Source organism: Thermus brockianus (assembly GCF_021462505.1).
Taxonomy (GTDB): domain Bacteria; phylum Deinococcota; class Deinococci; order Deinococcales; family Thermaceae; genus Thermus; species Thermus hydrothermalis.
Genome location: NZ_JAKEDV010000005.1, coordinates 165,484 through 191,450 on the forward strand (window position 1 = coordinate 165,484; position 25,967 = coordinate 191,450).

Annotated in this window: 26 protein-coding genes and 2 pseudogenes; 3 read left to right on the forward strand and 25 right to left on the reverse strand. The window is 68.0% G+C overall.

The annotated features are described in order from the left end of the window. Positions 1 to 9 precede the first annotated feature (9 nt). From argR to gmk, 4 genes are read right to left on the reverse strand one after another with little or no spacing between them, the layout of a single operon-like run. Positions 10 to 495 (reverse strand): arginine repressor, encoded by a 486-nt coding sequence (gene argR / locus LXN00_RS07930; RefSeq protein WP_234507101.1) that lies wholly within the window; start codon positions 493 to 495, stop codon positions 10 to 12. Positions 496 to 505: 10 nt separating this feature from the next. Further along, positions 506 to 1,696, reverse strand: coding sequence for a bifunctional phosphopantothenoylcysteine decarboxylase/phosphopantothenate--cysteine ligase CoaBC (gene coaBC / locus LXN00_RS07935; protein WP_234507103.1), 1,191 nt, complete (start codon positions 1,694 to 1,696; stop codon positions 506 to 508). Then, a complete protein-coding gene (gene rpoZ / locus LXN00_RS07940) occupies positions 1,697 to 1,996 on the reverse strand; it encodes a DNA-directed RNA polymerase subunit omega (protein WP_234507105.1) in 300 nt (99 codons plus the stop codon). Further along, the gene (gene gmk, locus LXN00_RS07945; protein WP_234507187.1) at positions 1,977 to 2,639 is read right to left on the reverse strand and encodes a guanylate kinase; all 663 of its coding nucleotides are present in this window, start codon (positions 2,637 to 2,639) and stop codon (positions 1,977 to 1,979) included. The genes rpoZ and gmk overlap by 20 nt, the downstream gene beginning before the upstream one ends. A 91-nt stretch (positions 2,640 to 2,730) precedes the next feature. On the opposite strand from gmk, the gene LXN00_RS07950 reads away from it, so the two are divergent. Continuing rightward, positions 2,731 to 4,158, forward strand: a complete 1,428-nt coding sequence (locus LXN00_RS07950; protein WP_234507107.1) for an alpha-amylase family glycosyl hydrolase — start codon at positions 2,731 to 2,733, stop codon at positions 4,156 to 4,158. On the opposite strand, the gene LXN00_RS07955 is transcribed toward LXN00_RS07950, so the two are convergent. From LXN00_RS07955 to LXN00_RS08035, 17 genes and pseudogenes are all read right to left on the reverse strand, one after another. Further along, a complete protein-coding gene (locus LXN00_RS07955) occupies positions 4,155 to 4,598 on the reverse strand; it encodes a methylated-DNA--[protein]-cysteine S-methyltransferase (protein ID WP_234507109.1) in 444 nt (147 codons plus the stop codon). The two genes, LXN00_RS07950 and LXN00_RS07955, sit on opposite strands and share 4 nt — an antisense overlap. Then, on the reverse strand, positions 4,599 to 5,651 hold the full coding sequence (locus LXN00_RS07960; RefSeq protein WP_234507111.1) for a SpoIID/LytB domain-containing protein: 1,053 nt from the start codon (positions 5,649 to 5,651) through the stop codon (positions 4,599 to 4,601). A 16-nt stretch (positions 5,652 to 5,667) separates the two neighbouring features. Then, a complete protein-coding gene (gene bshC, locus LXN00_RS07965) occupies positions 5,668 to 7,122 on the reverse strand; it encodes a bacillithiol biosynthesis cysteine-adding enzyme BshC (protein ID WP_234507113.1) in 1,455 nt (484 codons plus the stop codon). Positions 7,123 to 7,133: 11 nt separating this feature from the next. Next, positions 7,134 to 7,757 carry a Crp/Fnr family transcriptional regulator gene (locus tag LXN00_RS07970; RefSeq protein WP_234507116.1) on the reverse strand — a complete coding sequence of 208 codons (624 nt, stop codon included), beginning with the start codon at positions 7,755 to 7,757 and terminating at the stop codon, positions 7,134 to 7,136. A 9-nt stretch (positions 7,758 to 7,766) separates the two neighbouring features. Beyond that, positions 7,767 to 8,585 carry a menaquinone biosynthesis family protein gene (locus LXN00_RS07975; protein WP_234507118.1) on the reverse strand — a complete coding sequence of 273 codons (819 nt, stop codon included), beginning with the start codon at positions 8,583 to 8,585 and terminating at the stop codon, positions 7,767 to 7,769. 4 nt (positions 8,586 to 8,589) lie between these two features. Then, positions 8,590 to 11,349, reverse strand: a complete 2,760-nt coding sequence (locus tag LXN00_RS07980; protein WP_234507119.1) for a tetratricopeptide repeat protein — start codon at positions 11,347 to 11,349, stop codon at positions 8,590 to 8,592. A gap of 65 nt (positions 11,350 to 11,414) precedes the next feature. Continuing rightward, on the reverse strand, positions 11,415 to 12,437 hold the full coding sequence (locus LXN00_RS07985; protein WP_234507121.1) for a 1,9-bis(guanidino)-5-aza-nonane synthase: 1,023 nt from the start codon (positions 12,435 to 12,437) through the stop codon (positions 11,415 to 11,417). A 66-nt stretch (positions 12,438 to 12,503) separates the two neighbouring features. Beyond that, positions 12,504 to 12,723: pseudogene (locus LXN00_RS07990) on the reverse strand (hypothetical protein); the annotation flags it as partial. Next, positions 12,723 to 13,612 (reverse strand): annotated as a pseudogene (locus tag LXN00_RS07995) (2-hydroxyacid dehydrogenase). The pseudogenes LXN00_RS07990 and LXN00_RS07995, both read right to left, overlap by 1 nt. Beyond that, on the reverse strand, positions 13,587 to 14,114 hold the full coding sequence (locus tag LXN00_RS08000; RefSeq protein ID WP_234507126.1) for a GNAT family N-acetyltransferase: 528 nt from the start codon (positions 14,112 to 14,114) through the stop codon (positions 13,587 to 13,589). Before LXN00_RS08000 ends, LXN00_RS07995 begins: the two are co-directional and overlap by 26 nt. 23 nt (positions 14,115 to 14,137) lie before the next feature. Further along, on the reverse strand, positions 14,138 to 15,412 hold the full coding sequence (locus tag LXN00_RS08005) for a Glu/Leu/Phe/Val family dehydrogenase (RefSeq protein ID WP_234507128.1): 1,275 nt from the start codon (positions 15,410 to 15,412) through the stop codon (positions 14,138 to 14,140). Between the two features lie 11 nt (positions 15,413 to 15,423). Beyond that, complete coding sequence (locus LXN00_RS08010; protein WP_071677277.1) at positions 15,424 to 16,683, reverse strand: Glu/Leu/Phe/Val family dehydrogenase; 1,260 nt, start codon at positions 16,681 to 16,683, stop codon at positions 15,424 to 15,426. Positions 16,684 to 16,732: 49 nt separating this feature from the next. Beyond that, a complete protein-coding gene (locus tag LXN00_RS08015) occupies positions 16,733 to 17,680 on the reverse strand; it encodes a polyprenyl synthetase family protein (protein ID WP_234507130.1) in 948 nt (315 codons plus the stop codon). Positions 17,681 to 17,696: 16 nt separating this feature from the next. Then, positions 17,697 to 18,032 carry a hypothetical protein gene (locus LXN00_RS08020; protein WP_234507132.1) on the reverse strand — a complete coding sequence of 112 codons (336 nt, stop codon included), beginning with the start codon at positions 18,030 to 18,032 and terminating at the stop codon, positions 17,697 to 17,699. 107 nt (positions 18,033 to 18,139) lie between these two features. Continuing rightward, on the reverse strand, positions 18,140 to 18,775 hold the full coding sequence (locus tag LXN00_RS08025; RefSeq protein ID WP_071677275.1) for a redox-sensing transcriptional repressor Rex: 636 nt from the start codon (positions 18,773 to 18,775) through the stop codon (positions 18,140 to 18,142). Then, a complete protein-coding gene (locus LXN00_RS08030) occupies positions 18,772 to 19,542 on the reverse strand; it encodes an SPOR domain-containing protein (protein ID WP_071677274.1) in 771 nt (256 codons plus the stop codon). The genes LXN00_RS08025 and LXN00_RS08030 overlap by 4 nt, the downstream gene beginning before the upstream one ends. Before the next feature lies 1 nt (position 19,543). Beyond that, positions 19,544 to 20,893, reverse strand: a complete 1,350-nt coding sequence (locus LXN00_RS08035; protein WP_071677273.1) for a tetratricopeptide repeat protein — start codon at positions 20,891 to 20,893, stop codon at positions 19,544 to 19,546. A gap of 104 nt (positions 20,894 to 20,997) precedes the next feature. Between LXN00_RS08035 and LXN00_RS08040 the strand changes: the two genes are divergently transcribed. Further along, positions 20,998 to 21,510, forward strand: coding sequence for an HNH endonuclease (locus tag LXN00_RS08040; protein WP_071677944.1), 513 nt, complete (start codon positions 20,998 to 21,000; stop codon positions 21,508 to 21,510). Here LXN00_RS08040 and LXN00_RS08045 read toward each other — a convergent pair. Both LXN00_RS08045 and LXN00_RS08050 read right to left on the reverse strand, forming a co-directional pair. Beyond that, complete coding sequence (locus LXN00_RS08045; protein WP_267962719.1) at positions 21,486 to 23,240, reverse strand: glycoside hydrolase family 13 protein; 1,755 nt, start codon at positions 23,238 to 23,240, stop codon at positions 21,486 to 21,488. The genes LXN00_RS08040 and LXN00_RS08045 overlap by 25 nt on opposite strands. A gap of 10 nt (positions 23,241 to 23,250) precedes the next feature. Then, on the reverse strand, positions 23,251 to 24,084 hold the full coding sequence (locus LXN00_RS08050) for a DMT family transporter (RefSeq protein WP_071677271.1): 834 nt from the start codon (positions 24,082 to 24,084) through the stop codon (positions 23,251 to 23,253). A gap of 42 nt (positions 24,085 to 24,126) precedes the next feature. Between LXN00_RS08050 and LXN00_RS08055 the strand changes: the two genes are divergently transcribed. After that, positions 24,127 to 24,603 (forward strand): DNA cytosine methyltransferase, encoded by a 477-nt coding sequence (locus LXN00_RS08055; RefSeq protein WP_071677270.1) that lies wholly within the window; start codon positions 24,127 to 24,129, stop codon positions 24,601 to 24,603. 33 nt (positions 24,604 to 24,636) lie between these two features. Here the strand turns inward: LXN00_RS08055 and rplQ are convergent, their stop codons facing one another. Then, complete coding sequence (gene rplQ / locus LXN00_RS08060) at positions 24,637 to 24,993, reverse strand: 50S ribosomal protein L17 (RefSeq protein ID WP_071677269.1); 357 nt, start codon at positions 24,991 to 24,993, stop codon at positions 24,637 to 24,639. A gap of 4 nt (positions 24,994 to 24,997) precedes the next feature. Next, complete coding sequence (locus tag LXN00_RS08065; RefSeq protein WP_071677268.1) at positions 24,998 to 25,936, reverse strand: DNA-directed RNA polymerase subunit alpha; 939 nt, start codon at positions 25,934 to 25,936, stop codon at positions 24,998 to 25,000. Between the last annotated feature and the right edge of the window lie 31 nt (positions 25,937 to 25,967).

Sequence of the window (25,967 nt, forward strand, 5' to 3'; positions counted from 1 at the left end):
CCTTGGGCCCTATGCCCCTCCCTTGAGGGCCCTGCCCGCCAAGAGCAACTCCCCGAGCTCCTCCTCCAAGGCCTTGGCCTCCGGCTCCGTACGGGCCACCACCAGGATGGTGTCCTCCCCCGCCAAGGTGCCCACGATCTCGTCCCGCTTCAGGCGGTCTAGGAGGAGGGCGATCCCCGAGGCGTGCCCCTCGGCGGTCTTCACCACCAGGATGTTCCCACCCCGGTCCACGTCCTTGACGAAAAGGCCGAACTGCCGTTTGAGCTCCTCGTAAACGTCCTCGGGAAGCTCCACGGAAGGTAGGGCGTACTTGTGCCGCCCCTTGCCCAAGGCGATGCGGGCCAGGCGGAGCTCGGCGATATCCCGGCTCACCGTGGCCTGGGTCACCTCAAAGCCTAGCTGCCGCAGGCGCTCCACCAACTCCTTCTGGGTGCCGATCTCCTCCCGGCTCACGATCTCCTGTATCGCGCGGTGCCGCTCGGCCTTGCTGCGCATACTCACCCCGTTAGGCTTTCCAAAACTCTTTGACGAAATCCAGTATACGGTGGGCCACCTGGCGCTTGGGCATCCGGGGAAGCTCTATGACCCGCCCGTCCCTCAGGAGGAGGACCACCTCGTTTTCCAGGCTCCCAAACCCCACCCCCTCCCGGTTTACCCAGTTCAGGACGATGAGGTCCAGGTTCTTGCGGACAAGCTTCCCCCGGGCCCTTTCCAACCCCTCCCGGGTTTCCATGGCGAAGCCCACCAAGACCCTGTCCCCTTTCCTTTCCCCGAGCTCCTTGAGGATGTCGGGGTTGGGCACCAGGCGAAGGACCCGTTCCGCCTCCACCTTGGGCTCCTTGTCGGCCAGGGTGGTCTCGGGGCGGTAGTCGGCCACCGCCGCCGCCATGACCACTGCCTCGGCCCAAGGGTAGTGGGCCAGGATGGCCTCCCGCATCTCCAAGGCGCTTTCCACCCGCACCACCTTGACCCCCCAAGGGTCGGGGAGAGCGGTGGGCCCCGCCACCAGGACCACCTCCGCCCCCCTATCCCGGGCCGCCTCGGCCACGGCGTATCCCATGCGCCCCGAGGAAGGGTTGGAGAGGAAACGCACGGGGTCCAAATACTCCCGGGTGGGCCCGGCGGAAACCACGAGCCTAAGGCCCTGGAGGTCCTTGGGGGTGAGCAGGGCCTCCAAGCGCTCCAAAAGCGCTTCCGGCTCCAGCATCCGCCCCCACCCCTCCCCTTCCCCCACCGCGGCCAGGGGGCCGTGGGCGGGGCCGAAGAAGGCGTGGCCCAAGGCCTTGAGCCGCTCTACGTGGCCTTGGGTCTGGGGAGCGAGCCACATGGCCTCGTTCATGGCCGGGGCCCAGGCCACCCGCTTGGCCCCGGCGAGGAGGGTGGCGGAAAGAAGGTCATCCGCCAGGCCCAGGGCCGCCTTGGCCAGGGCGTCGGCGGTGGCGGGGGCCACCAGGACCACCTCGGCCCAGCGGGCGAGCTCTATGTGGAGGGCCCGGCCGTGGGGTTGGAACCAAGCCTCCTCCGTGGCCACCTCCCCCCCGGCGGCCACCGCCAGGGAAAGGGGGGTGACAAAGGCCAAGGCCCGGGGGGTGGCGAGGACCCGCACCTCGTGCCCCGCCTGGCGGAGGAGGCGGAGGAGGTGGGGCACCTTGATGGCCGCCACCCCTCCGCTCGCCGCCACCAGGACCCGGGCCACCTAGCCCTCCTCTTCCACGGGGTAAAGCTTTTCCATCTCCTTCTGCAGCCGGTCCTCGGGGACCAGGTTCTCCCCGAAGACCAGCCGGCCGGTGTGGAGCTCCTTCATGGCCCAGGTCACGGGGTTAGGGTCGTCAAAGAGACCCTCGAGGGTCCGCATCTTGGGCCTCTCCTCCGGTTCCAACACCGTGTTCTTGAAGCGGTGGCGCAAAAGCTGTTGCGCCCGCTTGGCCACCACCACGGTGAGGCGGTACTTGGAATCCACCATACCGAAAAGCTTGTCAATGCCCGGTTCCGCCATGGTTCCTCCTTAGAATCTCGTCCAGTTCGCTTTCCAGGTCCGGGTCCCGCTCCAAAGCCTTCTGGAGGGCCCAGGCCATCCGAGGGGTGCGCCGCCTTTCGGCGGTGAGGATGGCCAAGAAGTCCGCCACCGCCTCCTCCAGGACATCGTTCACCACCACGTAGTCAAAGAGGTGGGCGTTTTGGATCTCCCACTCCGCCTGCGCCAAGCGCTTGGCGATCTTCTCCGGGCTATCCTTTCCCCGGTAGACCAGGCGGCGCTTGAGCTCGGAGAGGGACGGGGGAAGCAGGAAGATGAGGACCGCCTCCGGCACCTTCTTGCGCACCTGCAAGGCCCCTTGCACCTCAATCTCCAAGAGGACGTCCTCCCCCCGGGCCAGGGCCCGCTCCACCGGGGCCCTGGGGGTGCCGTAGAGGTGGCCCACGTACTCGGCGTACTCCAGAAAGCCGTCCTGGGCAAGGAGGGCCTCAAAGGTGGGGCGGTCCACGAAGTAGTAGTCCACCCCGTCCCGCTCCCCGGGCCTTGGGGAACGGGTGGTCATGGAGATGGAGTAGAAGAGGCGGGTGCGCTCCAACACCTTGGCCCGCACCGTACCCTTCCCCACCCCGCTGGCCCCGGTCATGACGAAAAGGCGGCCCCGCATGGCCTTCACCCCGGGAGGATACCAGAACCCTTGGCCCAGGGCAAGGATCTTTGTGATCTAGGAACCTTTCTTCCGTGGTACACTTGGGCCCGTGGCCTGGTACGAGGGTGCCTTCTTCTATCAAATCTTTCCCGACCGCTTCTTCCGGGCAGGTCCGCCCGGCAAGCCTGCCCCCACAGGGCCCCTAGAGCCCTGGGAAGCCCCGCCCACCCTGAGGGGCTTCAAGGGGGGGACGCTATGGGGGGTGGCGGAAAAGATCCCCTACTTGGCGGAGCTAGGGGTAGAGGCCCTCTACCTAAACCCCATCTTCGCCTCCACCGCCAACCACCGCTACCACACGGTGGACTACTTCCAGGTAGACCCCCTCCTGGGCGGGAACGCCGCCCTGCGCCACCTCCTCGAGGTGGCCCACGCCCACGGGATGAGGGTGATCCTGGACGGGGTCTTCAACCACACGGGCCGGGGCTTCTTCGCCTTCCAGCACCTTTTGGAAAACGGGGAGCATAGCCCCTACCGGGACTGGTACTACGTAAAGGGGTTTCCCCTAAACGCCTATAGCCAAAACCCCAACTACGAGGCCTGGTGGGGAAACCCCGAGCTTCCCAAGCTCAAGGTGGAAACCCCAGCGGTGCGGGAGTATCTCCTCGCCGTGGCCGAGTACTGGATCCGCTTCGGGGCCGATGGCTGGCGGCTGGACGTGCCCAACGAGATCCCAGACCCCGAGTTCTGGCGGGCCTTCCGCAGGCGGGTCAAGGGGGCCAACCCCGAGGCCTACATCGTGGGGGAGATCTGGGAGGAGGCGGACTTCTGGCTCCAGGGGGACATGTTTGACGCCACCATGAACTACCCCTTGGCCCGGGCCATCCTAGGCTTCGTGGGGGGGGAGGCGCTGGACCAGGAGCTTGCGGGAAGGTGCGGCCTAGGCCGGATAGAACCCCTCTTGGCCCTGGCCTTTAGCCACCGCCTGGAAAACCTCTTCGCCCGCTACCGCCCGGAGGTGGTGCGGGCCCAGATGAACCTCCTCACCTCCCACGACACCCCCCGCCTCCTCACCCTCCTCAAGGGAAGCCTGGAGCGGGCCAGGCTCGCCCTCTCCCTCCTCTTCCTCCTCCCGGGAAGCCCCACGGTCTACTACGGGGAGGAGGTGGGCATGGAAGGGGGGCTGGACCCGGATAACCGGGGCGGCATGGTGTGGGCCGAGGAAAGGTGGCGAAGGGAGCTTTGGGAAGCGGTGCGGCGGCTTGCCCGCCTGCGCAAGGAGCACCCCGAACTCCGCACCGCCCCCTACAGCAGGGTCTACGCCGTGGACGGGCACCTGGCCTTCACCCGGGGGCCCTACCTGGTGGTGGTGAACGCCACCCCCGAGCCCTTCCCCCAGGACATCCCCCTGCACGGGGCCCTGCCCCGGGGAGCCCAGGCGGTGGACCTCCTCTCGGGTGCCCTCTGCACCCCCAAAGGGGGGAGGCTTTGCGGCCCCGAGCTTCCCCCCTTCTCCGTGGCGGTCTGGACCGAAGTCTAAAGGGCCCCCTCAAAGCGAAGGAGCCAGAGCTTCAGCCCCTCCTGGCCGGCGAAGCCCCCAAGCCGCCCGTCCTGGTGGATGACCCGGTGGGCGGGGACCAGGAGGAAGTAGGGGGAAGCCCTGAGGGCCGCCCCCACCGCCCGGGGGGAAAGCCCCAGCTCCCGGGCGAGCGCCCCGTAGCTCGTGGTCTTCCCGTAGGGGATGCGGCGAACCCGCTCGTAAAGGCCTACGCGGGCCGGGGAAAGGCCGGTGTAGTCCAGGGGGATGTCCAGAAAATCCGGGCGCTCCCCGGCGAAATAGGCCTCAAGGCTTTCCCGCACCCGCTCCGCCAAGGGGCCCGTTGCCTCCGGCCCCCGGGGGAAGAGGGCGGGCTCGAGGCGGACCACCCCCAAGGGGGAAACGGCAAGCCAAAGGGGGCCTAGGGGGGTGGCGAGGAGCACCTAGGGCACCCCGGCCAAGAGGAGCTCGGAGAGGAAGGTGCCGGGGAAGTAGTGGCCCAGGATCTCCCGGTGGCCAAAGCCCGCCTCCGCCATCCCCTTGGCCCCCCACTGGGAAAGCCCCACCCCGTGCCCCGCCCCCCGGCCCACCGCCTCAAAGCCCTGGAACTCGGCCAAGGCCGAAGGGAGGCCCATGAGGCGGAGAAGCCGCCCCGCCTCGGGGCCCTGGACCTCCACCCCCAGAAGGCGCACCCGCCAGGCCCGGCCCGAGGGGCTACGCTCCAGGACCTGGGGGGCCTCCTCCCCCCTAGGGGCGTAGCCCAGGGAGCGAAGGGCCTTCTCCGCCCTCTCCTTGGAAACCGTCATCCGCCAGGCGCTCTTGGGACCCTTGGCGTAGGGGTCGGGCCGGGGGCGGAGGTAGGGGAGGGCCTTTTGGAACACCTCCTCGCTCCCCGCGGTCATGCCCCCGGAGTCGGCGTGGTAAAGGGCGGAGATGGCCTTACCCCCGTAGCTCAAAACCTGGCCCCGGGTGGCGGCCACCGCCTGGGCGTACTTGGGCTTCTCGGCGGCGAAGCCCAGATAGACCTGGCAAAGCTCGCTGGCGCAGAGGTCGTAGGGGGCCTTGGGGTTCAGGCGGTTCACGGCGAAGGTGCGGGCCAGGACCGCCTGGGCCTTCAGGGCCTCCAAGGGGAAGCCCTCCGGCATCTCCCCGGGCAGGACCCCGAGGAGGTAGTCCTCCAGGAGGACCAGGTTGACCACGAGGAGCCTCCCCCCCTGGGCGAGGAGCCGCACCCCACCCCGGTAAGGGCGGCCCTCGAGGGCGAAGTAGGGCACGTCCAGGTCAAAGAAGGGCTGGAGGCGCCCGTCCAACACCACCCCCTCCCCCGTGGCCGAGGCGCGCACCTCCCCGGAGGGGAGGCTTAGGCGCACCGCCTGGCCCTGGGGTACCTCTTGGAGGAGCACCCGGAGGAGGAGGTCCTTCCCTTGCCCCCGGGCGGGGAAGAAGGCGAGAAGGGGTAGAAGGAGGAAGAGGATAAAGGGACCCAACCGCGCCATAGCCTTTCCCCCTATCCTACCCCAAGACCAGGGTGGCCTTGCCCTGGGGCGGGGCCTCCTTCAGCCGGTCCAGGGCCTCCGGGTGCCGCAGGGCGTACATGGCGAAGGGATAGACCCGCTCCTGGGGCAACCCGAGGGGCAGAAGGTGGCGCTTGAGCCTTTCAAGGTGGCCCATGAGCACCGCATCCCTCCCCATGCGGGCCCTAAGGAGCTTGCGCAAGAGCCTATCCCCCTCCCCCGCAAGCCGCACCCGGAAGCGGCGGAAGGGGCGCTCCAGGGTGGGCTCCAAGGCCCTGGCCTGGGCCTCCAACGCCTCCAAGCGGGCGAGAAGCCCCCGAAGCTCCTCCTCCAAGGAGCGGTAGCCCTCCAAACCGCCCCGCACCGCCTCCAAGAAGGCCTCCTCCCCCTTCTCCAAAAAGGCCCAAGGAGAAAGGTGGTGTTTTTCCAGAATACGCCGGATGGGGGGTTCTAGGACCACCGCCTGAAGCCTCAGGAAAAGGGCGGGCATGGGGAGGCCATAGAGGGCGTAGACCCGGGAAAGCTCCGCCACGTAGCGGAACTCGTTGGGCCCCACCACGAACCCCGCCGTGGGCAGGACCAGGTCCTGGAAGACGGGCCTTAGGCCTGCGGCCGGGGTCAGGCGGGAGGGGTCCTGCCGGGCGATCTCCCCAAGCTCCTTGGCCGTGTAGCGCCGCACCCCATCGGTAAAGGCCCCGCCTTCGTAGAAGAGGAGGCGGCGGGCGTCGGTTTCCAGGAAGAGGTTGGTGGCCCCAGGCTTCCGCCGCAAGGGGGGCTTCCCCCCCAGGGCCCGGATCCTCTCCGCCTCCTCGTTGATGGCCTGGGCGCTGGCCAAGGGTTCGGCCAGCTCCCGCTCTAGGGCCTCGAGGAAAAGGGGAGCGAGCTCCTCCGCCATGGGGTCAAAGGGGACGAGGCCCCTCGCGCCCAGGAAGGCGAGGAGGGTGCGGGCGAAGAACTCGGAAAGCGTCCGCCCTTCCAGGGCGTAAGCCACCCGTTCGTCCCTGGCCCAAGGCCCGAGAAAGGCCTTTAGGGCCTCCAGGTAAGGGGCCAAGGGGATGCGCCCGGCGGGAAGAGGGGGCAAAGGGAGGGAAAGGGTACGCACCTCCTCGTCCCAAAGAAGGTGCAGGTGGCGCACCTCCTCCACGTCGTGGTCCTGGGAGGCCACCCAGAAGACCGCCACCCCCCCTACCCCCTCGGCCAGACGCAAAGCGGTGTGGGCCTTGTAGAAGGTGAGGGCGGGGCCTCCCAGAAGCCCCGCCTGCTGCCCCGTAACCACCGCCCCCCGGGCAAGCCCTTCCACGGCGGCCAAGGCTTCCTGGGGCGCTCCGAGGCGCTTCAGGTAAGCCCTGAGGGCCCCGGCGAGCCCCGGGTGGCCCGCCCGGCCGAGGCGCGCCTTAAGGGCCTCCTCCCCTTGGGGCAGGCCCAGGAGGCGGGCCAAAAGGGCGGTTTCCATAGCTTTAAAGCCTATAGCGCCTCGGCCAAACGGGCAAGGGCCTCCGGGTCCCGGAGCTCCACCCGCCGGTAGCCCAGGTCCACCAGGCCCTTCAAGGCCCACTCCCCCAGGAGCTTGGTCACGGTTTCCCGGGTGGCCCCCACCATGTGGGCCAGGTCCTGGTGGGAGAGGGCCACCTCCCCTTCCCGGGCCAGGGTGAGGAGGAGGCGGGCCAGGCGCTGGGCCACGGAGAGGTGGCGGGCCGCCCAAAGGGCCTCCTCCGCGGCCTTAAGCCTCCCGTAGAGGGCCTTGAGGAAAAAGGTTTCCACTTCCGGGGCACGCCTTAGGGCGGCGAGCTCCTCCGTCTTGGCGAAGAGGAGCTCGGCGTAGGTGAGGGCCGTGGCCCCGGCGGTGCGCCGCCTCTCCCCCACCAGGGCCTCCTCCCCCAAAAGCCCCCCCGGCCCCACCACCCCCAGGCTCACCGCCTCTCCCGTGGCCGAACGGGGGCCCTCCAGCCAGAAAAGCCCTTCCCGCACCAAATAGACCCCATCCACCCCGTCCCCTAGGGCGTACAGGCTCGCCCCCCGCCGCACCCTTAGGGGCAGGAAGATGCGGGCCAGCTCCCGCCGGGCCTCGAGGGGAAGTTCCTGGAACATGCCCCGAGTCTACCGGAAAAGGGGGGAGGTGGAGGGCGGCAAAAGCCCCTTGGCCTCCGCCAGGGCGAAGAGCGTTTCCACCGCCTTCTCCCCCTCCTCCCCCACGTCCAGGCTAAAGGGGTTCACGTAGGTGCGCACGTGGGCCCAGATGACCTCCTCGGAAAGCTCCTGGGCGTGGGCCTTGAGGTAGGGCAGGGTCTTCTCGGGGTGGGCGAAGGCGTATTCCAGGCTCCTCCGCACCGCCTCGTCCAGGGCCCGGATGAGGTCCTCCCCCAGGTCCCGCCGGGCCAGGATGGCCCCCAGGGGCAGGGGCAGGCCCGTCTCCCCTTCCCACCACTCCCCCAGGTCCAAAAGCTTCACCAGGCCGTTCTGGGGGTAGGTGAAGCGGCTTTCGTGGATGATGAGCCCTGCGTCCACCTCGCCTTGGGCCACCAGGGGCATGATCCGGTCGTAGCGCACCTCCACCGGGTGGAAGCCCTCGGCGTAAAGGGAAAGGAGCAAAAAGGCCGTGGTGTTCCGCCCGGGGATGGCCACCCGCGCTCCCTCCAACCGCTTGAGGGGCCTCTTGGCCACCAAAAGGGGCCCCACCCCCCGGCCCAAGGCCCCCCCGCTCCTCAGGGCCACGTACCGGTCCCGCACCCGGCCGTAGGCGGCGTAGGAGAGCTTGGTGAGGGGAAGCCGCCCCTCTAGGGCAAAGCGGTTTAGGGTTTCCACGTCCTCCAAGACCGCCTCCACGGGCACGGGGCTTGGCACCTCGCCGTGCACCAGGGCGTAGAAGATGAAGGTGTCGTTGGGGCAAGGGGAGTAGCCGAGCTTTAAGGCCTCCATGCCCCTACTGTACCCCCTTGAGGGCCCGCTTGAAGAGCTCGGGGGCAAAGCCCTTCAGGGCCCGGAGGAAGCCCGTGGCCCCCCGGGCCCGCCCGGGGATGATGTGGACCGGGATGCCCAGGCGTTCGGCCTCGAGGCGCACCGGCTCGGAAAGGTCGTGGCCCACGTAGCTGGAGACGATCATGAGGCCGTGGGCCCGCTCCAGGCGGTTCAGGATGCGCTTCAAAGCCTCCTTCCCCACCCCGGCGCTATCGGCGTCAAACCAGTCCACCTTAAGCCCCCGCTCCTCCAGGAAGGGCACGAGGCGGCTTCGGAGTTGCGTGTGCCCCCCCACCACCAGGAGGTGCTCCCCGTGGAAGCGGGGCAGGGCCTCCTCCAGAAGCTCCTCCGGGGTTTCCGATAGGGGCTTGGCCTCCTCCCCCAGGGCCTTAAGCCCCCGGGCCACGGCCTTGAGCTCCTCCAGGTAGAGGAGGAGGCTCTCGTCGTGGGGCCTTAGGAAGAGGAGGTTACGGAGAAGCTCCCGGGCAAGCTCCAAGTCCTTCTCCCGGTAGAGGGCCACCTCCAGGGCCTTTTGCCAGTACTCCGCCGCCTTCCGCCAGTTCCCCTTGGCCTCCTCGTGCTCCGCCAGGTCAAAGAGGACCTCGAGGGCCTGGGGGTCTTGCGCAAGCTCCGCCTTCAGAAGGGCCTCCGCCTCCGCCACCTGCCCCGAGGCGTAGAGGGCCGCCAGATACTGCCCCCGCACCGCCTCCGCCTCCGGGCTTTCCCGGAAGGAGCGGGAAAGGCGGTAGGCCAGGGCGAGGAGCTCCAAAGGCGGCTCAGGGGTGCGGCCTAGGGCCTGGTAGAGGACGTGGAAGGCCGCCCAAGGACCTTCCAGCCGCTCCAAGAGGGAAAGAAGCCCCTTGAGGTCCTCCTCCGCCACCTCGCCGAGGCCCGCATCCCGGGCCCGGGAAAGGAGCTCCCGGGCCACGACCTCCTCCCCCCCCCTTAGGGCCTCCTGGGCCAGGCGGAAGAGGTAGGGGGCAGGATAGGCCTTTAGGGCGTGGGCCCTCTTGTGGTCGCCCAAAACCTCCTTCAAGGGGCGCCCCAGGGCCCGCTTTACCTCCGCCAGGTGGTGGTAGGCAAGCCCCGCCACCTCCCCTTCCCCGTGCTGGGCCGCCCGCTCCAGGAGGTACAGGGCTTCGCGGTGGCGCCCTTCCCGCTTGCGCAGAATCCCAAGGAGGAGCAGGGCCTCGGGGATCTCCGCCCGGGCCAAGGCCTCGGTGAGGTAGGGCTCCACCCCCTTAAGGTCCTCCCCCCGGTAGTCCAGGGGCGTGCGCAGGCGCAAGGCGGCCAAGGCCAGGCCCAAAAAACCCTCCGCCTCGTCCAGGTCAGCAAGCCGGCGGGCGTACCGCTCCGCCCGGGCGAAAAGCCCCTGGAGAAGGGCCGCCTTTAGGCCCAGCCGGAGCATCTCCCGGGTGAGGAGGCTTGGGGAGAGGTCCTCCACGAACTCCGCCCTACGGCTCACCTCCGCCCACTCCCCCTCCCGGGCGAAGCGGCGCATGCGCTCGGCGATGCGCTCCAAAGCTTCCCGCACGTAAAGCTCCGCCTCGGGCAGCCCCGACTCCACGAACTGCCTTAAGGCGTCGGCGTACCGCCCCTGGGCCAGGTAGACCCGCCCCAAGGCCAGGCGGTACCGCCCACCCCGCACCGCCAGGGCCTCGAGGCGCCCCTGGGCCCGGGCGTACTCCCCGAGCTCCACCAGCACCAGGGCCCTAAGGTCCTCCGCCTCCTCGGAAAGGGCCCGCCTCAAGGCCTCCTCCGCCTCGGCGAAGCGGGAAAGGGCGAAAAGCGCCTTCCCCCGGAGGTAGGCTGCCTCCCCTTCCCCCCCTTCGGGCAGAAGGGCGAGCACCTCGGCGTACTGCCCCGCCTCCAAGAGGGCCCGCACCCGGCTCAGGTCCGGCCCCTCCGCCAAGACCGCCACGGGCTCTAAGGCGGGCTCTTCCCAAAGGGCCTCCTCCGCCCGCACCTCCGCCAAGGCCTCGGGCCTGCGGGCGAGGACCAGAAAGTACTCCCCTTCCCCCACCCGCTCCACCTCCCGGAAGCCAAGCCGCCTAAAGCCCTCCTCCACCCCCTCGGGGCTTTTCCCGAGGAAGGGCCCGTGGCCATAGATGAGGAGCCCCCCCGGCTTTAGGAGCCGGGCGAAAAGGGGCAGGCGCTCAAAGAAGGCGAAGCGCTTCCAAAAGGCCTCGGGCTCCAGGCGGCTTTCCAGGTCCTGGTCCACGAGCCCCTCGGGGAAGACGGAGAGGAGAAGCAGGGTATCAAAGGGGGGAAGGTCCACCTCCTCGGCCCAGCCCTGGTGCCAAGCCACCTCCGGCACCCGCTTCCTCCCCAAGGCCACCGCCTCCTCCACCCCGTCCAAGGCGTGCCAGGAAAGCTCGGGCCGCCTCCTCTGCAGGTACCCCACCAGGGCCCCCGTGAAGGCCCCCACCTCCAGGACCTGCCCCTCCACCCGGGGAGGCACCTCCTTGGCGTAGAACTCCAAAAAGGGAAGGTGCATGCCGTAGACCAAGGCCTCCCCCTTGGGCACCTTGAGCACCTCCCGGTAGAAACTTCGCACCGCCTCCCTTCCCCCGCCCGCCAGGTAGGCCCGCCAGGCCTTGAGGAGGGGCTCCCGCCGGGCCGGGCTTCCCACGCGCTTGGCCAGTTCCGCCTCAAAGCGCCCCGGGGAAACGGGCCCCTGAACGGCAAAACGCTCCTTTAGGTAGAGCCTTAGCTCGTCGGGCATTTGCCGGGAGTGTACCAAAAAGGCGGGGGGGTGGTAAAGCCACCCCCTTTAAGGTGCCCAAGGGCCTAAGCGGGCACCTCCCTACGGAAAAGGTCGGCGTAGCGGCGCTTGGCCCGCATGGGGGCCCGGTGGTAGACGTAGGAGGCGAGGAGGGGGAAGGCCAAGGTGGCCTCGGCAAAGACCATCTGGGAGAGGGCGGCGTCCACCTTGCCCCAGCTTTGCGCCTCGGAAAGGGTGGAGCCGGAAAGCCCCCCATCCCGCTCATCGGCCACGGTGATCTGGATGGCGTACTTGTGCATCTCCACCGGGTGGCCCAAGACCTCCGCCGCCACCACGATGTCCTGGGCGAAGTTCTTGGGCACCCCGCCCCCGAGCATCACGAGCCCCGTGGTCCCCGCCTTGAGCTTGATCTCCGTGAGCTCGCGGAAATCCGCCACGGAGTCAATGGTCACGTGGGCCTTGGGGTTTTTCACCTGGTGGTAGACGAGGCCAAACCCGGCGGAGGAGTCGGAGAAGGCGGGAACGAAGATGGGCACCCCTTCCTCGTAGGCCGCCCGCACGATGCTCTTCTCCCCTAGGCCCCTCTCCACCAAGTACCGGCCCATATGCCAGATGAACTCCCGGCTGGAGTAGGGGCGGGGCTCGAGGCCATCGGCGATCTCGGCGATGGTGTAGTCCGTGTGCCGGAGCTCCTCCTCGTCAATGTAGGTGTCGTAGATGCGGTCAATCCAGAGCCGGCGGAGGGTTTCGTCGTCCGCCTTAGGGTCCCCCTGGTAGTGGCGGTGGCCCAAGGCTTCAAAGAAGTCCTGGTCCACGATGTTGGCCCCCGTGGCCACGATGGCGTCCACCAAGCCCTTGCGGATGAGGTCGTGGATGATGAGGCCTTGGCCAGCGGAAACCAGGCTCCCCGCCAGGGTGAGGATGACGGCGGCGTCGTCCTCCAGCATCCTGAGGTAGATCTCCGCCGCCCTGTGGAGGTTCCTCGCCTGAAAGGCGGTCTTGCCCATGGCCTCGAGGATGGGCCCGGCGTCAAAGGCCTTGATGTCAATGGGGACCACGGGCGTAGAGAGGAGGTCCTTCTTCTCCATGCTTCTCCTTTCTACGCGGGGTGGGCGTTGGGCGGCTCCCCCCTTCCTGCGCCCCCTGCCTCCTTGGGGCAGGACCCTAAGTATACCACCCCCCGGCGATGGGGGGGTAGACCTCCAAGGGGCCCTCCACCTCCTCCTCGAGGCCCACCACCCTATCCCCCACCGCCAAAAGCCACACCTCGTCCAGGGGGATGCCCAGCTTCTCCAGGGCCTCCTTCGGGGTTTTGGCCTCCACCTCCAGCCGCTCCCCTAAGCGGCGCAGGTCCCCGTGGAGGATGACCACCATCAGTACCCCTCCCGCACCACGTTTAGAAGGGGTTCCCCCCGGAGGTACCGCCCCACCTGCTCCGCCAGGAAGCGGGCCGCCCGCCGGTGAAACCCCTCGGAAAGCCCCGCCACGTGGGGGGTGAGGACCACGCCTTTTGCCCGCCAAAGGGGGTGGTCTTCCGGCAGGGGCTCGGGCTCGGTCACGTCCAAGAAGGCCCGCACCCTCCCCGCCTCCAGGGCCTCAAGAAGCGCCTCCGTGTGCACCAAAGCCCCCCGGCCGGCGTTCACCAAAAGGGCCCCCGGCTTCATCCGGGCGAGGAAGTCCCGGTCCACCATCCCCCGGGTTTCCGGGGTTAGGGGCAGGAGGAGGACCACGGCGTCCGCCTGGGGCAGAAGGTGGGGAAGGTCCTGGGGCGTGTACACCCCAGGGCGGGCGTGGCGGGCCACGGGGAGAAGCTCCACCCCAAAGGGCCTAAGCCTTTCCGCCACCGCCCGGCCGATGGCCCCGTAGCCCAGGAGGAGGACGGCCTTGCCCTCCAGGTCCAGAAGCCGCTTGGGGGCCCAGCGCCTTTCCTTCTGCGCCTCGAGGAAGCCCGGCAGGTCCTTGAGGAGGGCGAGGAGGGCCATCACCACCCACTCCGCCACGGGGACGTCGTGGATGCCCGAGCCGTCGCAGAGCACCACGCCTTCGGGGACCATGGGGAGAACCCAGTCCACCCCGGCGGAGAGGGTCTGGACCACCTTGACCTCCACCTCCGCCAACACCTTGCGCACCACCTCCTCCTGGCCAAAGGGGGGATGAAGATGTCCGCCGCCTTCGGCCAAGGCTCGTCCAGAAAGCGCACCTCCACCCCCTCGGGCAGGAGGGCGAAGACCTCTTCCCTAAGCCTCGGGGCCAAAATCCTCACGGCGCACCTCCATGTACACGTCCTCCTTGCCCTTGGGCCCGGGGCCCAGGCCCACCTCGCGGAAGCCCGCCTTCTGGAAGGCCCGCCGGGCCCGGAGGTTGTGGGCATAGGTGCGGAGCTTCACCCGCTTTAGGCCCAAGACGTCAAAGGCGTAGGCCAAGGCCGCCCGCACCGCCTCCGTGCCGTAGCCCTGGCCCCAGCGTTCCTTTTTGCCGATGAGAATGCCCAAGGTGGCCTCCTCCGGGGTGAGGTCGTAAAGCTCCAGGGTGCCCAGATACTCCCCCGCTTCGTCCAGGATGGCGAAGGCCAGGCGGTCCTTCCGCCGCATCTCCGCCTGGACAAAGCGCTTGAAGAGCCAGAAAGGGGTACGCAAGGGGCTAGAGCCGTTCCACTCCGCCACCTCGGGGTCGCGGAAGGTCTCGTAGAGGCCCTTCCACTCCGCCTCGCTCAGCCCCGCACCGAAGGGCTTCAGGGTCACGCGGCCAAAGCGGGGCCAGTCCACAAGGGATAGCCTAGCGTAACGCCCTAGGGGTAGAGCCCCCTCAGGGCCCGGGCCTCGAGGACCCTCGTGGCGGCCACCACGTAGGCGGCGGTGCGCAAGGGGATCCGCTTCTCCTGGCTCACCTGCCAGACCGCCTCAAAGGCACCCCGCAAAACCCTCTCCAACCTCCGGTTGATCTCCTCCTCCGTCCAGAAGTAGGAGTTAAAGTCCTGCACCCATTCAAAGTAGCTCACCGTGACGCCCCCGGCGTTGGCGATCACGTCCGGCACCACCAGTACGCCCTTCTCCTGCAGGATGTCGTCCGCGGCGGGGGTGGTGGGGCCGTTGGCCCCCTCGGCGATGATCTTGGCCTGGATGCGCCAGGCATTCTGCTCGGTGATCTGCTTCTCCAAGGCGGCGGGGATGAGAAAGTCCGTGGGCACCGCCCAGAACTCCGGGTTGGGCAGGGGCTCCGCCTTGGGGTAGCCCCGCACCCCCCCGTACTCCGCCACGTGGCGGAGGAGGTCGTAAGGGTCAATCCCCGCCTCGTTGTAGATGGTCCCCGTGTGGTCCTGCACGGCGATGATCCGGGCCCCGTGGTCGTGGAAGATGCGGGCGGCGGCGTTCCCCACGTTGCCAAAGCCCTGGAGCGTGACCCGGCTCCCTTCAATGGGAAGCCCAATCTTCTCCGCCGCCGCCGCCGCGGTGACGAAGACCCCCCGACCCGTGGCGTCCCGCCGCCCCAAGGAGCCCCCTAGGGCGATGGGCTTCCCCGTCACCACCCCGGGCACGGTGCGGCCCACGTTCATGGAGTAGGTGTCCATCATCCAGGCCATCTCCCGCTCCCCGGTGTTCACGTCGGGGGCCGGGATGTCCCGGTCCGGGCCCAAGAGGATGCCGATCTCCGAGGTATAGCGGCGGGTAAGGCGCTCTAGCTCGTGGGGGGAAAGCTTCTTGGGGTCTACCCTAATGCCCCCTTTGCCCCCGCCGTAGGGCAGGCCCACGGCGGCGTTCTTGATGGTCATCCAGGCCGCCAGGGCCATAACCTCCGAGAGGGTGACCTCGGGGTGGTAGCGCACCCCGCCCTTGGCGGGGCCGCGGGCGGTGTTATGGTGGACGCGGTAGCCCTCAAAGTGGGCCACGGTGCCGTCGTCCAGGTGGATGGGCACGTCCACGATCAGGACCCGCTTGGGCCGCTTGAGGCTTTCCGCCAAGGGGGCGTAGCGCCCCAGGTAGGGGACCACCCGGTCCACCTGCTCGGTAAAAATCTCCCAAGGACCGCCGTCTTTGCCTAGGTAGGAAAGGGGTTCGCTCTTCATACGCCGCCTCTTTAGGGATACACGCCGCGAAGCCGCGTGGCCTCGTTCACCCGCTCCAGGGCGAGGGCCATGGCCCCCGTGCGCAAATCCGCGCCCAAGGCCTCGGCCTTGGCGCACACCTCGCCCACGGCCTTGGCCACGCTCTTGGCAAAGCTCGCCTGCACTTCCTCCGCCGTCCAGAAGAACATGTTCAGGTCCTGCACCCACTCCAGGTAACTCGCCAAAAGCCCCCCGCCCCCGGTGAGGAGGTCGGGCACCACCAAAACCCCCTTGCCCAGGAGGTAGGCCTCAGCCTCCGGAGTAAGGCCAAAGTTGGCCGCTTCCAGGACCACCTGGGCCCTTACCCCCTTGGCCCCTTCCCCGTCCAAGGCCCCTTCCAAAGCGGCCAGGACCAGGTAGTCCACGGGAAGGGCCAGGAGCTCCTTGGGGTCAAGGTTGTACTCGGGGAGCTCCCCCGTGGCCTCGTGGTGAGCCAGGAGCTCGGCCACGGGAAGCCCCTCCTCCCGGTAAAGGGCCCCCCGGCTCGTGGAAACCGCCACCACCCTCAGGCCCAAACGCTCGGCGTGGAGGGCGAAGCTCCCCCCCACCTGGCCGAAGCCCTGGACCGCCACCTTGGCCCCCTTTAGGGGTAAGCCCCGCCTCTTGGCGAGCTCCGCCAAGACCAGGGCCACCCCAAGCCCGGCGGCGTCGTCCCGCCCCTCGGTGCCCCCCAAGGCGTGGGGTTTCCCCGTCACCACCCCGGGCACGGTGGAGCCCACGGTCATGGAGTAGGTGTCCATGATCCAGGCCATCACCTGTTGGTCGGTGCCCACGTCGGGCCCCAGGATGTCCATGTCCGGGCCGATGAGGGTGACGAGCTCGGCGGTGTAGCGGCGCACCAGGCGCTCAAGCTCCCTCGGGGAGAGGAGCTTGGGGTCCACCGCCACCCCTCCCGCCGCCCCGCCAAAGGGCAGGTCGTAGACCGCCGCCTTCAGGGTCATCCAGGCGGCCAGGCCGGCGGTCTGGCCCAGGGTCACCTTGGGGTGGAGGCGCACCCCTCCTTTGGCGGGCCCCCGGGCGATGTCGTGCACCACCCGGTAGCCCTGGAACACCCGCACCTTGCCGTCATCCATTACCACAGGCAGGGAAACCGTGACGAGCCGCTTGGGGTGGGCCAGGTACTCCACCGTGGTGGGGTGGATGGCCGCCACCTTTAAGGTCTTTTCTAGCCGCTCCAAAAAAGCCTCCCAGAGGCCGGGGTCCTCGGGAGGGCGGTATGCGGGCAGGCTCATAGCATCACCTGGGGGGATTATACCCCGCCCCTTTAGGACTAAATGCCCCTTAGGAAAGCCGCTTGGCCTCCTTGAGGGCCAGGGCTTTCAGGGCCTCCTTGTAGGGGCTATCCGGCAAGGGAAGGAGGGCCCTGGCCGCCGCCTCGGCCCGCTGGCGAATCCTTTCTTCCACTTCCTTGGCCACCCCGCTCTCTTGGGCCAAGGCCCTGAGCCGCTCCAGGTCCCCCGCTTCGCGCCCCTTGCGCCTTAAGATCTCCCGCACCTCAGGGAAGCGCTCCATGAGGAGAAGGGTGATGAGGGTGGCCTTCCCCTCCCGCACGTCCCCCCCCACGGGCTTACCCAATGTCTCCGGGGTACCCATGAGGTCCAGGTAGTCGTCCCGCATCTGGAAAGCCTGGCCATAGAGGAGGCCGAAGCGGCGGAGGGCCTCCCGCACCTCCTCCGCCTCGCCCTTCAAAAGGGCCGGCCCCTCGGTGCAAAGGGCCATGAGGACGGCGGTCTTGGCGGTGATGATCCGCTCGTAGTTCTCCAGGGAGTAGTCCTCCAGGGCCGCCACCTGGAACTGGAGCACCTCCCCTTCGGACAACGTCTTGGCCACCTCGGCGAAGCGCTCCACCAAGTCCATGCGCCCGGTCTTGGCGATGACGAAGAGGAGCCGGGAAAGGAGGAAGTCCCCGGAAAGCACGGAGACGGCGTTGCCGTACTTGCGGAAGGCGGCCTCCTTGCCCCGGCGGGTCTCGGCGTCGTCAATGAGGTCGTCGTGGAGGAGGGTGGCGGAGTGGAGGAGCTCCACGGCCAGGGCGAGCTCCAGGTCATAAGGCGCCCCGCCCAAGGCCCCCGAGGCCAAAAAGACGAGCCGGGGGCGGATCCGCTTGCCCCCGGCGGTCACCAGGTCCTGGTGGATGAGGCGGATGAAGAGGACCTCGGACTGCACCAGCTCGGAAAGGGCTTCCTCAAAGCGAAGGAGGGGGGCCTCGAGGGCCTCGTGGACCGTCACGCCCCCCAGTATAGGGCTAGTAGAGCGCTATGGGTGCGGGCAGGGGCACCACCTTGGACTGGCCGTTGGCGGAGGTGGTGCGGTACTTCACCGCCTGCACCGGCGAAAGGGGGGTAGCAGCTTTTTTCTCGTAAGTGCGGGTGTAGGGGCCACAAGGGTCCGCACTGGAAGGCGGGCAAGCCTGGGGGATCAGGAAGGGAGCGTCCAAGGGATTGTCCTGGGCGTCCAGGAGAACCACGCTTCCCGCCCCAGAGCCGGGCAAAGCGTAAAGAACGATATCGTAGCGATATGTGTAGGTGGTGTTGTCGTTCTGGTCCGTTTCCGTGGAGAAGGAGAAGTTTTCCCGCGACACCAAGACCGTGGGACCGCCAAAGATGACCCCTCCTGCAAAAAAGTTGCTACAACCCGAGACGAGCAAAGCCAACACACCCGATAACCCAACCAACAACCACTTCCCCTTCATCCCATCATCTCCTCTCTCCACTTAGGGTTCAGTATAGAGAAGGTCAGCCGCGAAAGGCCAGCGAGAAAATCCACGTTCTCCACCGCCACCTCCTTGGGCACCTCGAGGACAGCGGGGGCAAAGTTGAGGATGCCCTTGATGCCGGCCGCCACCAGGCGGTCGGCCGCCTCCTGGGCCGCCTCCCGGGGCACGGTGAGGAGGGCGATCTCTATGCGCCCAGGCACCCGCTCGGGGAGCCGGTCTATGTGCTCCACCACCCCCTTGCCCACAGGCCGCCCCACCTTCTCGGGGTCCACGTCAAAAAAGCCCCTAAGCTCAAAGCTCTCCCCGAAGCCCGGATAGTCGGCGAGAGCGCTTCCCAAGCGGCCCATGCCCACGATGCAAAGCCCCCAGCGGCGGTTCAAGCCCAGGATGTGCCGCAGTTCCCGCTTGAGCACCGGAACCGTATACCCCACGCCCCGGGTGCCGTAGGAGCCGAAATAGGAGAGGTCCTTGCGCACCTGGAAGGCCGTCACCTGGGCGAGTTCGGCCAGTTGCTCCGAGCTCGTGCGGTGAACCCCCTTGGCCTCCAGCTCCTCCAGGATGCGCAGGTACGTGACCAAGCGGATTATGGCGGCGCTCGGAACCTTCATCGCACCTCCAAGGCCATCAGGCCCAAGGCCTCCACCTTCGCCTTCAAGGCCTCCTTCTCCCCTTCCGCCACCGGGCCCACCCGCACCCGGTACATCCCGTCCTTCACCAGGACCACCGGTAGCCCCATCTCCTTAAGCTTGCCCGCCAGGGCCAAGGCGTTTTCCTCCTTTTGGAAGGCCCCCACCTGGAGGTAAACCTGGCCTTCAGCGGGGGGAAGCGCCCCCTGGCCCCGGTAGACCCGCGCCCCGTAGGCGGCCAAGGCCTGGGCCACCCGGGAAGCCTCTCCCTCCGTGGCGTAGGGCCCCACCACCACCCGGGTAAGGCTCCCCGCGGCCTCGAGGCGGGCCGGGTACCCCCTGGCCTCCAGCTCCCGCTTGAGCCTTAGGGCGTTCTCCGGGTTGGCAAAGGCCCCCACCACCACCCGGTAAACCCCCGTGGGGCTAGGCGCCGGCGAAGCCGCCCTAGCCCTTTCTTCCCCGCTCAGTCTCTCTTCGGTAGCTCTTTCCTCTGCCGGAGCCTCGGGCGCCTTGGGGAGGGGGATCACGGTGACCACGGGCTCAGGAGAGGCAGAGGAAGGCGGGGGGGAAGAAGGCGGGGCGGGGGTAGGCGCCACCGCAGGCGCCGGGGCGGGAGGTGCGGCCACCCCTGGGGAAGCGGGGCGGGCAAAGGGGTTAATGCCCGTAAGGTAAAGGACAATCCCCGCCGCCACCAGGGCGATGAGGAGAAAGATGAAAAGGTCTAGCCAGTTTTCCCTAAGCCAGCGCATCCTACCTCCGCAGAAGGGCCTGGGCCTCCTTCGACCCAAGGCTTGCCGCCTGGCGCAAGGCCCTCTCCGCCTCGCCCTCCCGCCCCAGGCCCTTCAGGGCAAGGCCCAGGTTGTACCAGGCGGCAGCCTGCCTGGGGGCGCGTTGGAGCACCTCCCTAAGGAGGAGCTCCGCCTCCCCCAGGCGGCCCAAGGCGATGAGCCCCGCCGCCAGGTTCACCCCCACCTCCGGGTTGCGCGAGGCCTCGTAAAGGGGCCGGAGGAGGGCCACCGCCTCCTCGGCCCGGCCCGCCTCCAAAAGGAGCGCCCCCCTAAGGGTCTGGGCCTCTGGGGAGGCCAGCCCCTCCAAAAGCCCTAAGGCCTCCGCCTTCCGCCCCAAGGCCACCGCCGCCTGGGCCTTGAGGAAAGCCCCGGGAGGGCCCGCTTCCTCGGCGTAGCGGTAGGCGTTCTGCGCATTCCCCAAACGCAGGTGGGCCGCAGCCAGGGCCAGGGCCACCTCGGGCTCGGGGCTTACCCGGTAGGCCGCCTGGAGAAAGCCCAAAGCCCCCCGGGCATCCCCCGCCTCCAGGCGCCTTTGCCCAAGAAGGTACGCCGCCTGCCAGAGGCCAGGGTCCAACGCGTAGGCTTCCCGCAAAAGGGGCTCGGGGTTTGGGGAAAGAAGGGCTTGGCGCAGGAGGAGTTTGGCCCGATCCTTGCCCGAAACCGCCTTAAGGGCCCGGTCCAGCTCCCTTAGGGCCCTTTCCTTAAGCCCTTCCTCCGCCAGGATGCGGGCGAGGAGGTCCCAGGCTTCAGCCAGGCCAGGCTCCCGGTTCACGAGCCCATAGAGCACGGGCACCGCCTCCGCCCTGGCCCCGGCGGCGTAGAGGGCCTGGGCCAGGGCCAGGCGGTAAGCGGACGAGCGCTCGGGGGTGAGGCCCCGCCTGAGGGCCTCCGCCGCCTCCCTGGCCTGTCCCGCCTGGCTCAGGGCTCCGGCGAGGCCCAGATACGCCTCCTCCGTGGGGTTGAGCTCCACCGCCTTGGAAAAGGCCTCCGCCGCCTCCTTGGGCTTGCCCAGGCGCAGGTAGACCTGGCCCAGGTTGAAGTGCCCTTCGTAGCGGTCGGGGAAAACCTGGGTCATCTGGGAAAAGGCGAAGCGGGCCTCCTCCAGCCGCCCCGCCTTGGCGAGGGCCACGCCTAAGCCCAGGTGGGCCTCGAGGCGGCCATAGTCCTGGGCCAGGATCTCCTCGTAGGCCAAAACCGCCCGGGCGTAATCCCCCGCTTTCAAAAGGCTCTCCGCCTCCTCCAAGGAAGGCCCTGCCCACGCCAGGCCCAACCCCAGGAGGAGGGACAGGACTTTGGGAATGTGTCTCTTCATAGGGGCCTCCAAACCCGTCTTTGCCCTTAGCATAGCACACGCCCAAGCAAAGGGGCGCAAGGCTTTGCTATCCTTAGGGCGTGGACGCCCCCACCTCGAGGCCCTTGGACCTGGATGCCCCCAAGGTCCTGGTGCTCAACGCCGCCTACGAGGTCTTGGGCCTGGCCAGCATCAAGCGGAGCGTGCTCCTCGTCCTCTCCGGGGGAGCGGAGATGGTTTCGGAAAGCGGGCGCTACCTCCACACCCCCTCCACCCGCATCCCCGTACCCAGCGTGATCCGCCTGAAGCGCATGGTGCGCCGGGGCCATGGCCGCACCCCGCTAAACCGCCGCAACATCCTCAGGCGGGACCGCTACACCTGCCAGTACTGCGGCCGCCAGGGGAGCGACCTCACCGTGGACCACGTGGTGCCCAAAAGCCGGGGGGGGCAACGCACCTGGGAAAACCTGGTGGCCGCCTGCCGGAGCTGCAACCTCAAGAAAGGGGACCGCACCCCGGAGGAGGCGGGCATGCGCCTCCTGAAACCCCCCCGGGCGCCCAAGGCGCCCCTTTTTTTGGCCGAGATGCGCGAGATCCCCGAGGACTGGCAGCCCTACCTGGAGGCCTTCTTGAGGTAGCGGGCCCCTAACCCCGGCACCTCCGCCTGTCCCTGGAAGGTTTCCCCCGTGAGGAGGTCGCGCCAGGTCCCCTGGGGCAAGGGCAAGGAGGCGGAAGCGGCCTGGTTGTTGAAGGCGAGAAGCACCCTTTCCTCCCCCTCCCCCCGGAAGAAGGAAAGGAGGCCTCCTTCCGCCAGATAGGTGGCGAACAAGCTTCCCCTTAGGGCGGGCTCTTGCGCCTTTAAGCGGTAAAGCCCTTGGAGGAAAAGGCGAAACTCCCCATCGCAAGAGCCCCAGGGGATGGGACGGCGCCCTAGGTCCAAAGGCTCCTTCTCCCCCAAAAGCCCGCACTCCTCCCCCTGCCACACCACCGGCACCCCGGGCAAGGCGAAGAGGAGGGCCCAGGCTAGGCGGGCCTTGGCGGCATTCCCTCCCAGGTCGGAAAGGAGGCGGGAGGTGTCGTGGGAGCTGATGAGGTTAAAGCCCATGGCGGCGGTCGCCTCCGGGTAAAGGGCGTAGGTTTCCGCCAGGAGGCTAAGCGCCCTAGGCCCGCCGAAAAGGGCCGGGTGAAGGCCTTGCGCATAGCGCAGGACGATGTCCCGGCCGATGGCGTAGTTCATCAGGCTGTCAAAGGCCTCCGCCCCTACCCAGTCCGGCGCTCGGCGCCAGATCTCCCCCACCAGGTAGGCCTCAGGGTTGATGGCCCGCAGGCGGCCTTTCAGGTCCCGGAAAAAGCCCTTGGCCTCGAGGAGGTCCTCGGGTACGTCCACCCGCACCCCGTCAAAGCCAAAGCGCACCCAGTGCTCCGCCACCCCAAGGAGGTAGGCCCGGACCTGGGGATTGCCGGTGTTCAGCTTGGGGAGGCTCCCCACACCCCACCAGGCCTCGTAGGCGGAGGCGTCCCCCGGGGCAAAGGGGTAGCGGCGCACGAAGTACCAGTTCCAGTAAGGGGAGGCGGGGCACCGCTTCACCACGTCCTGAAAGGCGAAGAACCCTAACCCCGTGTGGTTGGGCACGAAGTCAAAGAGGACCCGGATCCCCAGGGCGTGGGCCCGGTCCAAAACCTGGCGCAGCCAGGCCTCGTCCCCCAGGCGGGGGGCCACCTGGAAGTAGTCGTGGGTGTCGTACCCGTGGGCGCTCCCCGAGCGGAAAAGGGGGTTGAGGTAAAGAAGCCCCACCCCCAGGTCCGCCAGGTAGGGGAGCCGCTCCCAAAGGCCCTTTAGGTCCCCCCCGTAGTACTGGTGGCAGCAGTGCAGGGGGCTTGGTGGGTCCTGCCAGGCGGAAAGGTGGGGCAAGGGCCCACCCCTTTGGGACCAGACCTGGTTGTAGCGGTACTCGTCGTCCTCTAGGGCCAGGGCATCGTTGTTGGGGTCGCCATTTTGGAAGCGGTCGGGAAACACCTGGTAGCCTCCCCGCTCCCCCACCCAGGCCAGGGCGGCGAAGGGGCGCTGGGGCGGGCGGAAGGGGCCCAAGACCTTCTCCCCCGCCTTCCCCCGCACCCGGAGGGCATAGGGTGTGGCCTCCGGGACGAGCCCCCGCCAGACCTCCTTACCCCCATACACCAGTTGGCGCGCCATGGGGAAGGTCCGCTCCCCCTGGAGCACCCATGCCTCCCGCACCTCCTCCGCCGGGGCTTGGAAGCGGACGGAATACCCCTCGGGCAGGCGGGAAAACTGGGCGGGGTCTTGGGGATCGTGGGCCTGGGCCAGGGCCAGGCCCAGGAGGAGCGCCAAGGCTTGGAAACGCTTCATGGCGAAGAGTTTACCGCCGCACCGTGAGGAGGACCGCCCCAAGGACCAAAAGCGCCCCCAGGTAGCCCAACGGGGAAAGGACCTCACCAAAAAGGAGAAAGGCGAAAAGGTTCGCCACCACGGGCTCGAGGGTGGCCACCACGCTGGCCCGGGTGGCGGGGAGGCGCTTGAGCCCAGCGTAGTAGGCCAGGTAAGCCCCATAGGTGGAAAAGCTTCCCAAAAAGAGGAGGGCGAGAAGGGCCTTGGGGCTTAGGGAGACGAAGTCCACGAAGGGCAGAAGCCCCAAGGCCCCCACGGGCAGGGCGTACAGGAAAAGGGTGGGGGTGGCGTAGCGGGGTAGGTAGAGCTTGCCGAAGATGTAGTAAAGGGCGTAGGTGAAGCCGGAAAGGAGGCCGAAGAAAAGGGCTAAAGGCCCTGCCCGCACCTCGCTCCCCCCACCCAGGCCCATGAGCCCCACCCCGAGGAGGGTGAGGGCCACGGCGAAGCCCCCGGTCCGGTCCAGGGGCTCCCTGAGCACCCAGACGGAGAGCAGGGCTACCCAGGCGGGGGCGGTGTAGAGGAGGACGGAGGCCAGGGCCGCCCCCCCATACCCCACCGCAAGCTGGTAGGACCCATAGAAGAGGGAAACGCCCACCAGGCCAAAAAGGAGCAGAATAGGAAGGTCCCGCCTCGCCACCCCTACCTGCCCCAGAAGCCTGGCGTGGAGGGCGAAGAAGGCCCAGGCGATGACGGCGCGGTAGAAGGCCACCAGCAAAGGGGGAAGCCCCTCCTGGAAGGCCAGGCGGCTCACCGGGCCGATGAGGCCCCACAAGAAAGCGGCGAGGAGCAAAAAGAGGTAGCCCATGGCAAGGGAGTATAATCCCCCCAGGTGCTTTATGGAGGTCTTATGAGCGCACGTACCCTCTTCGCCCTCCTTTTCCTCCTCCTCCTCGCCCTCTTCGCCTGGCTCAACTGGGGGGAGATCACCCGGACCGTCCCCTTGTCCTTAGGCCTCACCCGGGTGGAAGCCCCCTTGGGCCTCGTCTTGGTGGTGGCGTTGGGGGTAGTCTCCCTTCTCTACCTCCTCTTCACCATCGGCCTGGAAACCGCTGCGCTTTTGGAGGTGCGCCGCTATGCCCGGGAGCTCCTCCACTACAAGAAGCTCGCCGAAGACGCCGAGCAGAGCCGCTACACCGAGCTTCGGCGCTACCTCGAGGCGGAGTTCGCCCGCCTGGCGGAGGCGGAAAGGGAGGAAATACGGGCCCTCGAGGCCCGCATCGCCGAAACCCTGGAGAAGCACGGGAACACCCTGGCTGCTTACATAGGGGAGCTAGAGGATCAGCTTTTGCGGCTTCTCTCCGCCAAGGGGGAAGAGAAAGCTTAGGGGGCGCGGCCGCCCCCCATGGGCTCCTTCCCCTTACTCCACCAGCTCCACCAGGGCCAAGGGCGCCCCGTCCCCCCGGCGGCGCTCCGCCAGCTTCAGAACCCGGGTATACCCCCCGGGGCGGTTTTGGTACTTGGGGGCGATCTCGTCAAAGAGCTTACGCACCAGCTTCACGTCCTGCAGATCCCGAAGCACGAGCCTACGGGCGTGCAGGTCCCCCCGCTTGGCCAGGTGGATCAGGTGGTCCACGAAGCCGGTAATCTCCTTGGCCTTGGGCAGGGTGGTGGTGATGCGGCCATGGGTCAGGAGGCTTTTCGCCTGGTTGCGGTAAAGGGCCAGGCGGTGGGAAGAGTGGCGGTTTAGCTTCCTTCCAGACTTCAGGTGGCGCATGGTCTCACTCCTTCAAGGCGAAGCCCCGCTTGGCCAGGGCCTCGCGGATCTCCTCCAGGCTCCTCTCCCCAATGCCGGGGATATTGCGAAGGTCCTTGAGGTTGAGGGCCAAAAGGGCCCGCACGGACTCAATCCCCTCCTCCTTGAGGCTGTGCAAAACCCGGGTGGAAAGCCCAAGCTCCTCTAGGGGCAGGTCCAGGTCCTCCTCCCTCTCCACCCGCTCCGGGGCAGGCTCGGGGGTGGGCAAGGCGGTGGCCTGGGGGTTGGTGAAGTAGGAGAGGTGCTCTTTGAGGATCTCCACCGCCTGGTTCAAGGCCTCCAAGGGGGTCACGGAGCCGTCGGTCCAGATGCGCAGGGTGAGCTTGTCCAGGTCCGTGCGCTGGCCCAAGCGGGTGTCCTCCACCTGGAAGGCCACGCGGCGCACGGGGGAAAAGATAGCGTCCACGGGAATGGCGTTGATGCGGTCCTTGATGCCGTGGCGCTCGGCGGGAACATACCCCACCCCGCGGTCCACCCGGACCTCCATGTAGAGCTTCCCGCCCGCCTCGAGGGTGGCGATGGGAAGGTCGGGGTTCAGGATCTCCACGTCGCTGGAGGGGGTGAAGTCCCGGGCGGTGACCACCTTGGGGCCCTCGGCCCTAAGGACGAGGGTGGTGGTCTGCATCTTGGGGTCCAGGAAGCGGACCACCAGCTCCTTCAGATTCAGGACAATCTCCACCACGTCCTCCTTAACCCCGGGGATGGTGGAGAACTCGTGCAGGACGTCCTCAATGTAGACGCTGGTGACCGCGGTCCCGGGAATGGAGGAAAGGAGGATGCGCCGCAAGGGGTTGCCCAAGGTGACGCCAAACCCCCGCTCCAGGGGCTCCAGGACGAACTCCCCGTACTCCCGCCCCTGGGTGCGCACCGTGAAGACCGGGGCTTTCAGCTTGCTCTCTAACATAGGCCTCCTCTAAAGGGGCAATGGGGGCCTG

Coding starts and splice junctions, on each gene's coding strand:
- argR (WP_234507101.1), bottom strand. CDS start 495: ATGCGCAGCAAGGCCGAGCGGCACCGCGCGATACAGGAGATCGTGAGC.
- rpoZ (WP_234507105.1), bottom strand. CDS start 1,996: ATGGCGGAACCGGGCATTGACAAGCTTTTCGGTATGGTGGATTCCAAG.
- gmk (WP_234507187.1), bottom strand. CDS start 2,639: ATGCGGGGCCGCCTTTTCGTCATGACCGGGGCCAGCGGGGTGGGGAAG.
- LXN00_RS07960 (WP_234507111.1), bottom strand. CDS start 5,651: ATGGCGCGGTTGGGTCCCTTTATCCTCTTCCTCCTTCTACCCCTTCTC.
- bshC (WP_234507113.1), bottom strand. CDS start 7,122: ATGGAAACCGCCCTTTTGGCCCGCCTCCTGGGCCTGCCCCAAGGGGAG.
- LXN00_RS07970 (WP_234507116.1), bottom strand. CDS start 7,757: ATGTTCCAGGAACTTCCCCTCGAGGCCCGGCGGGAGCTGGCCCGCATC.
- LXN00_RS07975 (WP_234507118.1), bottom strand. CDS start 8,585: ATGGAGGCCTTAAAGCTCGGCTACTCCCCTTGCCCCAACGACACCTTC.
- LXN00_RS07980 (WP_234507119.1), bottom strand. CDS start 11,349: ATGCCCGACGAGCTAAGGCTCTACCTAAAGGAGCGTTTTGCCGTTCAG.
- LXN00_RS07985 (WP_234507121.1), bottom strand. CDS start 12,437: ATGGAGAAGAAGGACCTCCTCTCTACGCCCGTGGTCCCCATTGACATC.
- LXN00_RS08005 (WP_234507128.1), bottom strand. CDS start 15,412: ATGAAGAGCGAACCCCTTTCCTACCTAGGCAAAGACGGCGGTCCTTGG.
- LXN00_RS08010 (WP_071677277.1), bottom strand. CDS start 16,683: ATGAGCCTGCCCGCATACCGCCCTCCCGAGGACCCCGGCCTCTGGGAG.
- LXN00_RS08025 (WP_071677275.1), bottom strand. CDS start 18,775: ATGAAGGTTCCGAGCGCCGCCATAATCCGCTTGGTCACGTACCTGCGC.
- LXN00_RS08030 (WP_071677274.1), bottom strand. CDS start 19,542: ATGCGCTGGCTTAGGGAAAACTGGCTAGACCTTTTCATCTTTCTCCTC.
- LXN00_RS08035 (WP_071677273.1), bottom strand. CDS start 20,893: ATGAAGAGACACATTCCCAAAGTCCTGTCCCTCCTCCTGGGGTTGGGC.
- LXN00_RS08045 (WP_267962719.1), bottom strand. CDS start 23,240: ATGAAGCGTTTCCAAGCCTTGGCGCTCCTCCTGGGCCTGGCCCTGGCC.
- LXN00_RS08050 (WP_071677271.1), bottom strand. CDS start 24,084: ATGGGCTACCTCTTTTTGCTCCTCGCCGCTTTCTTGTGGGGCCTCATC.
- LXN00_RS08055 (WP_071677270.1), top strand. CDS start 24,127: ATGAGCGCACGTACCCTCTTCGCCCTCCTTTTCCTCCTCCTCCTCGCC.
- rplQ (WP_071677269.1), bottom strand. CDS start 24,993: ATGCGCCACCTGAAGTCTGGAAGGAAGCTAAACCGCCACTCTTCCCAC.
- LXN00_RS08065 (WP_071677268.1), bottom strand. CDS start 25,936: ATGTTAGAGAGCAAGCTGAAAGCCCCGGTCTTCACGGTGCGCACCCAG.